Below are 4,352 nucleotides of genomic sequence, written 5' to 3' on the forward strand. Positions count from 1 at the left end.
TAATGGCGCTAATTTAGTGTAATTAATTAGGCTTTCCATATTTGCGGTATCCTCTTGTTTTGGTTTGCCGCTTGTATTTTCGATTGGGTTTCCTGGTTTGCAGAATGTTTTTACTGATCAGTTGTTTGAGTTCTTGGACGACCCGTTGACCATCTATTATAAACACGTCCTTTTTTGTCAACAAGAACATCCTTATTAAACGAATAGAATTCTTCAATGAGATCTCCTTTGGGGGAAAAAGGCAAGTCTTTTATACTTGCATAGATGATTTTTCGAATCAGATTGTACGCTGTTATGGATACTGTCAGCTCTTTGAGGGCCATCTCCGGCGTTTTTGATCGTAATATATTTACGTCCATAATTGTCTTAATTTCTCTGATACCTATTTCAACATCCCATCGGGTAAGATATAGTTGTTGAATATCGTATTTGTCAATGTTGTTTTCCAAAACAGTTGTTGCCAAAATATATTCAATTCCATCAGGGCTCTTGCAAACGATCCTTCTGATTGTAAGTGTTGGTGCGGGTTCTCTTTGGTTAAGCCAAGGGCTCGCTTCTTTGGGTTGTTTTATCCTTATTAGCTCATCGCCCGGGCCAAGGGTTTCAATGACTTCATAGTTCCTTGGCTTCTTGACCGGGAAAACAATTTTAATATCCTTACGTATACATTTTGCAATGATCTCATAACAATCATATAATGCATCTGCCAACACAATGGTGCCAGGTTCAATGTGATCAAGCATATCATAAAATAACCGCAGTTCACTGGTATGCCTGTCTGAAAGTTTAAAATCACATACCTGCCCGCTTCCTCTGTCAATGACTACCTGCAACAACCCTTGTGGGTAACCCGTTGTTGGTTGACCTTTACTTTTAACCGCATAATCAACCTGGTTTTCGGCCGTATCCTGCAACTGGAGATAAGTTCCATCGGTTATCATCACCCTGTAGCCATGCCAGTGAGAATAATTGTTCTGCACATTCTCAATACAGCTGGCTTTAAATACATCCTGTATTAGTTCAAGAGAAACCCGGTCTCGCGCCTTGCTATAAGCTGCGGTATTCAAAGAAATATCCTTGTCCAAACTTTTTGGCAGGTGCACTTTATAAACCTTGGGGCGGCCCGCCTTTAACGGTGCAGCCGATTGCTGGTCCAGTAATTTCTGCTGCTGTGCCTGATCATTTAACTCCTCCAAAACCTGCCGCTTGTGATCCTGATGAATCTTGTAATAAAGATCCACTGAATTTTTGAGCGTCTTGTCCTGCTGCGTTGCTGACAAGATCATCGTCAGCAAAGTATTGCCAGCAGTGAACACCCGATTACGGGAACCGGTATCAGCATTATCATGTTTCGATAAAACCCAATGAGGAAATTCCTGCTGCAACACCCCCAAAATATTTTCATCACTATGATAACGAAATGCATTGCTTATAGCCAAAGAACGATTTGGTGTCATTATCTTTAAGTTTAATTACTTAAAGATAATAAATTATTTTAAGTTAGCGCCATTACTCCTGCGAAGGAGGGGAAGGCGTCGAAGACGGCAGGGGTGGTTGTTTTTTGGTGACTGCATCCTAATAACTTTCGAAGACCAAAGAACAACCACCCCATGCCTTCGGCATTTCCCCTCCTTCGCAGGAGGGGAGCCATCAGCTTAACGCCCCGGCAATACATCCACACATCAAGCAAGCAATTGTACCACCAAGCAGGGCCCTGAGACCGAGTTCTGTTAAGTTTTTTCGTTGGGAAGGTGCGAGCTGACTGATCCCCCCGATCTGGATGCCAATGGAAGCAAAATTGGCAAAGCCGCAAAGCGCATAGGTGGCGATCAAAATGGATTTCGGATCTGCAATCGTGCCAGCGGTTTTCATTTGTCCAAAAGACACATATGCGACGAATTCATTCAGAATGGTTTTTTCTCCGAGCAGCTGACCAACGGCTACCATCTCATTTCCATTCACTCCAATAAGCCAGGCAACCGGCGAGAATACATACCCCAATATCATTTGCAGGGAAAGAGAGTCATATCGCCCGTTAGTAACGCGTGCAATATCATCGTTGATGCTGAACCAGTATCCAACCGATCCCAATATCCAGTTACACAGGTACATAAGAGCAGTAAATACGATCAGCATAGCGCCAACATTCACTGCGAGCTTTAAGCCATCCGTGGTGCCAAGTGATATCGCATCAAGAAAATTATCCCCGATTTTTTCACGGGGAACATGGAGCTCGCGTATCACATTATCAGTTTGAGGAAAAAGTATTTTAGAAATAACAATGGCTGCCGGAGCACTCATAATAGATTGACTCAACATATGCAGTGCAAAATAGTTCTGCTGATCGGGATCATTACCACCAAGAAATCCAACGTATGCAGCGAGTACACTTCCGGCGGTGTTTGCCATGCCACCAACCATAATGCAAAGAATTTCCGACCTTGTCATTTTGTCCAGGAAGGGCCGGATCATCAGGGGTGCTTCTGTTTGTCCTAAAAAAATATTGGCAGCAGTTGAAACGCTTTCTGGTCCTGAAATGCCTATTTTTTTAAGCATCCATGCAAAAACATAAACAACTTTTTGAAGAATGCCGAGGTAATATAGCATGGCAGACAATGCGGAGAAAAAGATAATATTTGGTAAAACCTGTACTGCGAAAATATAAGCCCAGTTTCCTGAGGGGTCGGCAAGATTTCCAAAGATGAATTCGATTCCTTTGTGACCAATATTTATAACTTCAACAAATTTTCGGGACAACCAGACAAAGAATATCTTGATGAAATTCACTTTAAGAACACCGAGGGCAAAACATATCTGAGCCACAATTCCGATCATTACAAGCTTCCAGTTGATTGCCCGGCGATTATTGCTTAACGCAAAACATACAACTATCAAAAAGAACATTCCCAAAACCCCGCGGAGAAGATTGTCCGTATGAAGATTCATGCAGTGTTAGTTTTTGACAAGATAATTGTTTTTTAACTCCCCTCCTGCGAAGGAGGGGAAGGAGCGCAGCGACGGGGTGGTTGTTCTTTGGTCTTACAACAGTCAATTGGATGTAACACCAAAGAACAACCACCCCATGCCTTCGGCATTTCCCCTCCTTCGCAGGAGGGGAGCCTAAAACAAAAAGCCGGTCGTGGAGCGACCGGCTTGTACTTAAATTAATTTTCCTTAAATATGTTGTTCAATCTTTTTAACAAAGTTTGATTTTGGCTGTGCCCCAACCAACTTGTCTACAACTTTACCACCCTTTATGAACAGGATAGCAGGAATGGAAGTAATGCCATAGTTGACAGACAACTGAGGATTATGATCAACATTAACTTTTCCTACGTTAATTTTTCCATCATATTCTTTGGAAAGTTCTTCGATGACCGGGCCGATAGCGCGACAAGGACCACACCACTCAGCCCAGAAATCAACAACTGTAAGTTTTTCTGAAGAAATTACTTTATCCTGGAAATTTGAATCATTGAATTCTGATGCCATAGTTTTATTTTTAATTTGTTATTCTAAATTTTTTGACCGATTTACATTCTGTTTATATTGAACTCCGAATTTCAATCCGACAGGATATAAGAGTCAAATTTACGTCCAATCCCTATTACCGGAAGGTTTGACATTTCCACACATGTTCATTACTCACTTAAACACCTGAAATATGACAATTGGTCGTTGTTTCAACGTCAAAACTGCTTATTATATTGTAAATTAATTAGTTAAAACCTGCACCTCTAATTCCTGATTATCATACAAATAAGCAGCCAATTCGTCATTCATTTCGAAACCGGTTTCCATCGTGTACATTGTTATCCTATTCTGCGACCTGGCATCACTAATGTTAAATTTCAGCCCCGATCTGCCAGGGTGGGATTTCACATTTTTTTCCAGGAAGCTGACCATCGCGTCATCCACAAAACGTGCTTCGATGTCAACTATAACCTGTTTTGTCAGCATTTGTTTAATGCTTTCCAATAAAATTATCTTTTCTATCTTGAATTCGAATTCCAGCTTACTATACCGCTGTTTGAAACTACCAGTAATGAACAGATTCTTACCTTTTTCCAGATAAGCGGCATACCTGGTGTAATCATCGCTCCAAAGCATCATTTCAGTCTTGCCGGTATAGTCTTCAATCACAAATGAGCCAAACTGGCGGCCAGTTTTTGTTAACCGGTGCTGGGCGTCTACAACAAGACCCGCCAGACGGAAACTACGCCCGGGACTGGCCTGTAATCCTATAGCGTCTTTAATCTCATTGAATTCACCTAACCGGGTAATGCCGTAGTGTTTTATTTCAAACCGGAAGTTATCCAGCGGATGACCGCTCATAAACATACCGGTAACAT

General features: G+C 41.8%; 4 protein-coding genes. All 4 read right to left on the reverse strand.

Annotation, left to right across the window (positions count from 1 at the left end):
* Positions 1–110 precede the first annotated feature (110 nt).
* Positions 111–1,457, reverse strand: coding sequence for an IS4 family transposase (locus VK664_RS26765; RefSeq protein ID WP_461401797.1), 1,347 nt, complete (start codon positions 1,455–1,457; stop codon positions 111–113).
* A 193-nt stretch (positions 1,458–1,650) separates the two neighbouring features.
* Positions 1,651–2,946, reverse strand: a complete 1,296-nt coding sequence (locus VK664_RS26770; RefSeq protein WP_461401798.1) for a NupC/NupG family nucleoside CNT transporter — start codon at positions 2,944–2,946, stop codon at positions 1,651–1,653.
* 228 nt (positions 2,947–3,174) lie between these two features.
* A complete protein-coding gene (gene trxA / locus VK664_RS26775; protein ID WP_461401799.1) occupies positions 3,175–3,492 on the reverse strand; it encodes a thioredoxin in 318 nt (105 codons plus the stop codon).
* Between the two features lie 222 nt (positions 3,493–3,714).
* On the reverse strand, positions 3,715–4,352 hold a 638-nt coding region (locus VK664_RS26780; protein WP_461401800.1), incomplete at its 5' end, for an OB-fold nucleic acid binding domain-containing protein.

The sequence above is a fragment of the Flavitalea sp. genome (genome assembly GCF_035489435.1).
In the GTDB taxonomy this organism is placed as follows: domain Bacteria; phylum Bacteroidota; class Bacteroidia; order Chitinophagales; family Chitinophagaceae; genus DATHKG01.